Origin of the sequence: Bradyrhizobium sp. WSM1253, from assembly GCF_000244935.1 — a bacterium.
Taxonomy (GTDB): domain Bacteria; phylum Pseudomonadota; class Alphaproteobacteria; order Rhizobiales; family Xanthobacteraceae; genus Bradyrhizobium; species Bradyrhizobium canariense.
Genome location: NZ_JH600073.1, coordinates 6,962,887 through 6,968,886, shown reverse-complemented (window position 1 = coordinate 6,968,886; position 6,000 = coordinate 6,962,887). Strand labels below are relative to the sequence as shown.

Genomic DNA, 6,000 nt, shown 5'->3' with positions numbered 1-6,000 from the left:
TGAACCGCCCCGGGTTTGCCGGAGGCTGTTTGGTTTAAGTTATGCCGCCATGGCCGGTTGTTCCAGCATGGCGTAGTAGCGTTGCTCGGCTTCGGCTGGCGGGATGTTGCCGATGGGCTCCAGGAGCCGTCGGTTGTTGAACCAGTCCACCCATTCCAGCGTCGCGAACTCGACGGGCTGGAAGCTGCGCCATGGTCTGCGCCGATGGATCACCTCGGCCTTGTAGAGGCCGTTGATGGTTTCGGCGAGAGCGTTGTCATAGGAATCTCCGACGCTGCCGACAGAAGGCTCGACGCCAGCTTCAGCCAGGCGTTCGGTGTATTTGATAGAGACGTATTGGGCGGATTGGCTGCCCCTACGCTATGATGCACGAGGCCGCCGCGATGGACCGGCGATCGTGCAGGGCCTGCTCCAGCTCATCAAGCTACGAAGCCTGCGTGCGCCGTGCGGGAGGCCCGCCAGCTGAGGATCCTGCGGGCATACGCGTCGATCACAAAGGCGACGTAGACGAAGCCGGTCCAGGTCGCGACATAGGTGATGCCGGAGATCCGCCAGGCGGGTGAATAGTTCTCGCTTCTTGGGATCGGTCGCCAGGTCTCGGATCAGCGCGCACTCTGTCGCATCCTTGCGGAGCTTTGAACTGAGCCTGCATGTCTTTCATTGCAGCTACTCCGCTCCCGAAGGAAACCGTATAGCCAATGTGCGAAAGCGAACAGATCTGATTGCCGAATTTTCCTAGGCTCCGAACGCTTGGCCTCCCAAGGTCCAAGCACCTCCAGCGGCCCCGGCCCACGATCCCCAAAAGCCCCCACGGCCGGGGCCGTCTTTGCCCCGGTCATCGATATTACATGGCGGCGACCAGCAGCCCGGAGCAATTGAAGTCGGGTCGCACATCGGCAGCGCGCCTGCCGCTAGACGAAGCGCCCCTCGTTGTCGGACTTCTTCGTTCCGGGGCCGGAACTGAACTTACCTTGTTCGGTTTTGGATTCGCGTTCATGGCACAAGGAATGGCTCCATGTCTCAGCGACGCCGCAGAGTGAAGCACAACCGGTCTCTTGAAGAACGCTTGGGACGAGCACGCCACCCAGCTCAAAGAACAAGCTGCCCGGCTCCCCGCTGGTGCTGAGCGCGAGCAGCTTCTCAGGAAGGCGCGCTTAGCTGCGACGAGCGCGCATCTGAGCGATTGGGTGACCTCGCCTGGTCTGCAACCCCCGGAGTAAGCCGCGTACGGCGCATGGAGCGCTCCAGCTCGTGGATCTGGGTCTTCGACCGCCGGACAATGTCGAGCGCGACGGTCTGATGGGTGTCGCATCCGAAGCACTTTACCTCAAGGTTGGCATTTGGAGAATCAATCCGCGATGGGGCACGAATTCGCGAGAGTATCTGTTCGGGGCTACGGTGCGTATCCTGGCCGAACGAGCCCGAGATGCCCGCAAGGACGCGGACGGCCTCGCTTGTCAGGCATGGACCGTATGTTCGGCTTCCAGGGGCCGGCGCAGCCCTCCCCAACCCTTGGCGACGCCCTGAACGCCGGCTGCCGCTTGGGTTCATGCCCCGAGAGGATAGATCATTGGTGGGACATCGCCAGTCCGGCGGACCGGACCAGGAACTTGCGAGCAAATATCAGATTGGCTTCGGCTGGCCCCAGTCGAACGACGTGCCATCGACCCAGATGCAGTGGAGAATCACGGCGATCTTTCGGGCGATGGCGACCTTTGCCTTCTTCATGCCGATCCGCTTAGCGAGCTTTATGCCCCAGGCCTTTAGGGAACACCACTTTTTGGTTCGATAAAGAAGGACAGTGGCGGCCTCGAACAAGTAAGTTCGGAGAAGCCGGTCGCCCCATCGAGATATCTTTCCGTTGGTGTCGGTTTCGCCGGATTGGCTGCGCCTCGGCGTAAGGCCGAGGTAGGCGCCGACCGTCGAAGCCGATCGGAAGCGAGCTGCGTGCGCATGCCGAGCGTCGATGCAGACCACCGGAAGCTCAACCCTGCGGAGTTCATGCCATAGCCAACTCGCCATCGCACCGGTCTCGAAGCCGATACGCTCGGCATGAGGCGCATGTTTGTTAAGCAGGTCAGTCAAGGCACCAGGATTAGACTTGGCTTTCCCTTCGAAGATTACTTGACCAGTCTCGTTGACAACGCACACAGCGGTTTCTCTCTGTGAGACGTCCAGCCCGACGTACTGCTTCATGGGTGAGCTCCTTCGAATCATTTGATTGCGAGGGCTCAACGATAACGGAGGTTACGTCATCGTTTGCAAATTTGACCCCTCATCGGCGTCCAATTTTGGACGCCGATCCCCCGGCTTAAGGGGGCAATATTGCAAGCCGAATGACAGCCACCGCGCGTACTTCCTTGTCGCGGGTCGATCCGCGGCGCGAGTCGCCGCCGTGTTGGAGGCCCTCCCAACAGCATGCACTTCGTCGAGGATACTCCATCCTCCGAATCGCCTTGATGGCATTCGTTCTTTTGCGGCTCAGCCGGATTGCTACGGATGAAATCTACGATCTCCGTCGCAAGACAGCGTCTCGCATGCACAGGCGGAGGTTTGTCGGCCTTTGCCGAAGAGCGGACTAACGTCTGAATGCGAGGCATGTCGGCTTGTGGACCCCGTAGCGGACGTTCGCGACTGGCGATGAGCGCGTCTGCTTGGCCGAGTCAGCCGCAATGTCCCTGAACGACGCTACCGCTCGCCCGCATTAGCCTTTCTTCGCCCTAAGGCCATAATGCCGAACTTTAGCGGCTGTCCAAAGCTGGACCGCCATCACGCAAGTTGTGCCAGCTATCACCCTAAGGACTGCGTTACAGGTTGGGCAGTCGTCCACGCGCCGGCCGCAGCATCGGACAGCAGGTACTTTAATACGCCACGGAGCGCCGTTCAGTTGAATTATAATAGCCTCCCGTATGTCACGGTTTGGCATATAAGGAATCTTAACAACTTCAGCGCGTAATACGTTTGATTTGACGTGACGATATTAAAATGAATTTTGGGGCCAGCCAATGAGGGCAGTTTCTGCGGCCGATCTCATTACTGAGTTGGATGCCACCATCGCGAGGAGCTCATCCGAACGTTGTGCGCGCATGCTCTGGCGCACCACCGAGCTGCTCGTTGAGGGTAATCACCGATTGCAAGAGCCGCAGGTCGGCCTGCTTGACGACGTTCTAATTCGCTTAGCCCGGCGGATCGCGCCGGCGACTCTCGCCGAGCTCAGCACGACGCTTGCCGAGCTGGGTACTGCTCCGATGAACACCCTGCGACGTCTCGCCTCGTGCGGCGATCCGGCGATCGCAGTCCCGATCCTTCTAAAATCTCCCGCTCTATCGCCGGCTGATCTGGTGGCGATCGCGACGTCCGGCAGCGAGGATCACCTTCGCGCCATTGCTGGCCGGCGCAGGATCGAAAGCCCCGTGACTGAGGCAATATTGCAGCGCGGCAACAGCAAGACTTGTCTGGCCGTCATCGGCAATCCGGGCGCTGAATTCTCAGGCGCGGCCTATGCCAACTTGGTCCGTAGGGCTGTGGAGGACGACGAGATCACGAAAGCGCTGACGCTGAGGCCAGACACCCCGGACATGGTGGTTCGGGAGCTGCTGTCGGCATCGCCACGGCCGGCGATTAAGGCTTCCAACGCAGACGCGTCCTCGCAAGTATTAGCGACAGCGAAGCGACCTTACGACACTGAGTACGCCGCTGCGAGGCCGGAGATCATATCGCTCAATCGGAGCGGAAAGCTGAGCGACTCGACTGTCAATCGGTTCGCGATCCGGCGTGAGACAGCCAACCTGTTCACGGCGTTGTCGGTGCTGTCGGCAGCACCGATTGAGGCCATCGAGCAGGTTATGGCAGACTCCGGTTACGAAGGCCCAGTTATGGCGTGCCGGGCATCGCGCTTGAATTGGCAGACCACGCTGGCCGTCCTCAACACTCGCGGCGCGGGGCTTTCACTAGGCGAGCGCGCACGAGCTCAGGAGCTGTTCGAAACGCTTCATCTCTCGACCAGCCAATGGTCCGTTCGTTGGGGAGAAATCTCCGCGGGCGCCCACGGTCGCACTGCAAGACCGGCAGGAAACCAATGAAATTCGACGGTCGCAAGGCGCCTCGGGTGCGCATGGACAACAGACAGCCCGTGAACTTGATGGGCTCCGACGGCACTTGGCGGCGAAGCTGCGTCTTGCTCGATATCTCGAACACCGGCGCCAAGATCGAAGTCGAAGGGTCGCTCGATGTTCTCTCGGCCAAGGAGTTCTTCATGCTGCTGTCGTCGACGGGACTGGCCTATCGACGCTGCGAGCTGGTCTGGATCGACGGAACCACGGCTGGCGTCCACTTTATCCAAGCAAACGGCAAGAAGACCCAAACGACAGCGACCGACAGAGGCGCGCACAAACCAACTTGAGCCGAGCAGTCTCGTCGAAGTGAGCCAATGACCTTGGACCACCGAAGGCCATTCAGCCCGGCACCCGACGAACGAAGGCACCAGTCATGCTCGTGCACGTATTGGCCGACACTTCCGAGAAGCTCTTCGGACTCTGCTCGCTTTTTGGAGGGCAGTTCACCGTTGCCGGCGAGCGGCTCGATGTAGAAGCAAAGCTTCCGCACGCTGCTGCTGCGGTCGTCGTTCGTGCCGACCTGCGGGCGGTCGAAAACATTGCCGCGCTGAAAAAAAGAGCTGCGCGGTTCGCCATAGCAAAGAAGCGCATCTTCCTTGTCGAGCAAACCTCCCACTTTTGCATCTCGCAAGCTTATGCGCTCGGCGCAACGTTGGTGTTGCCTGGCAAGATCGAGGCAGCCAAGCTCCTGGCCGCTTTGGTCGATCCAGCCGCCCACGGAACTGGGTCGACGAGCGGCATCTCGAAGTCTGACAATGCGGTTGAGGCCGCAGCAACCGCGATTGCGTCGATGTTCACTTCGATCACCCTCGGGGAGCGGGTCGACGTCGCTGGTCCCAAAGATGCCGGCCGCAAGATCACCAACCGGATTTCCGAGCATGGGCTATCAGAATGGCTGGCCACGGTGCGGCGCCATCACGAGGGAACGTTCCAGCACTGCCTGCTCGTGACCGGCGTCGCGGTCGATTTCGGCCTCAGTCTCGGTTTTCGTAAAAGTGACCTTGAACGGCTCTCCACCGCTGCCATGTTCCACGACATAGGCAAAGCGAGGGTGCCCTTGGCGATCCTGGACAAGCCAGGACGCCTCGACGACGACGAGCGAGCGTTCGTCGAAACTCACCCGGCGACGGGTTACGATGTGCTGAAGGGGCACGGGGACATCTCACCGGAAGTCCTCGATGCGGTGCGGCACCATCACGAGTATCTCGATGGCAGCGGCTATCCTGACCGCCTCCGCGCGAAGAGCATCACCGACATCGTTCGCATTCTCACCATTTCGGATATCTTTGCGGCGCTGATCGAACACCGGCCGTACAAGGTGACAATGCCGCGCGCGGCAGCGTACGAGATTATCTGCGGTATGAGGGGAAAGCTGGACAGGGCGCTAGTCGCCTCTTTCAAGGATGTCGCGCTTACCAGATGAATTCTGCTCGAACCTGTGCAGGAATATTCCACGTCTCCACTCAAGGCGTGATCGGAGGCGGTCTCATTTCCATGCACTTCGGCTTCTGGCCGCTAAGCCGAACGGCGTTTAAGTGAATGCAACGTCCACTCTTGCCGGTAATCCGGACGTCGAGCCGCGCGTGCCTCGACCGTCGCTTTTTGTCCCTGAGCTGAAATAGGTCCGCGAGTGCCGAGGTTCGATTTCCACCTTTTCTCGCTCCTGTCCCGTCGTAAAGTGCTAGGCTTTGCGTGGTCGGTCAGGTTTTCCCGTGAGGGGGCACATGCGACGGCGCGAGTTCATTACGCTTTTCGCTTGCACGGCGGCGACGTGGCCACTCGCGGCGCGAGCGCGGCAACCGGCGAGACTAAAGCGGATCGCCTTCGTTAGCCCGGCTCTCAAAGTCAACGAAATGGGCCTGAGCCGCCGCAATACCGTGCCTTT

4 protein-coding genes and 2 pseudogenes are annotated in these 6,000 nt (G+C 60.2%); 4 read left to right on the top strand and 2 right to left on the bottom strand.

Annotation, left to right across the window (positions count from 1 at the left end; all coding sequences use genetic code 11):
- Positions 1–39: 39 nt before the first annotated feature.
- Positions 40–548: pseudogene (locus BRA1253DRAFT_RS42295) on the bottom strand (DDE-type integrase/transposase/recombinase); the annotation flags it as partial.
- Positions 549–1,347: 799 nt separating this feature from the next.
- Between BRA1253DRAFT_RS42295 and BRA1253DRAFT_RS45655 the strand changes: the two are divergent.
- A pseudogene (locus BRA1253DRAFT_RS45655) lies at positions 1,348–1,535 on the top strand (hypothetical protein); the annotation flags it as partial.
- An 88-nt stretch (positions 1,536–1,623) separates the two neighbouring features.
- Here the strand turns inward: BRA1253DRAFT_RS45655 and BRA1253DRAFT_RS33825 are convergent.
- The gene (locus BRA1253DRAFT_RS33825; RefSeq protein ID WP_007601743.1) at positions 1,624–2,196 is read right to left on the bottom strand and encodes an IS110 family transposase; all 573 of its coding nucleotides are present in this window, start codon (positions 2,194–2,196) and stop codon (positions 1,624–1,626) included.
- An 809-nt stretch (positions 2,197–3,005) separates the two neighbouring features.
- On the opposite strand from BRA1253DRAFT_RS33825, the gene BRA1253DRAFT_RS33820 reads away from it, so the two are divergent.
- From BRA1253DRAFT_RS33820 to BRA1253DRAFT_RS33810, 3 genes are all read left to right on the top strand, one after another.
- Complete coding sequence (locus BRA1253DRAFT_RS33820; protein WP_007601741.1) at positions 3,006–4,082, top strand: DUF2336 domain-containing protein; 1,077 nt, start codon at positions 3,006–3,008, stop codon at positions 4,080–4,082.
- Complete coding sequence (locus BRA1253DRAFT_RS33815) at positions 4,079–4,402, top strand: PilZ domain-containing protein (protein ID WP_007601739.1); 324 nt, start codon at positions 4,079–4,081, stop codon at positions 4,400–4,402. Before BRA1253DRAFT_RS33820 ends, BRA1253DRAFT_RS33815 begins: the two co-directional genes overlap by 4 nt.
- A gap of 86 nt (positions 4,403–4,488) precedes the next feature.
- Positions 4,489–5,538 (top strand): HD-GYP domain-containing protein, encoded by a 1,050-nt coding sequence (locus BRA1253DRAFT_RS33810; protein ID WP_007601737.1) that lies wholly within the window; start codon positions 4,489–4,491, stop codon positions 5,536–5,538.
- Positions 5,539–6,000 lie beyond the last annotated feature (462 nt).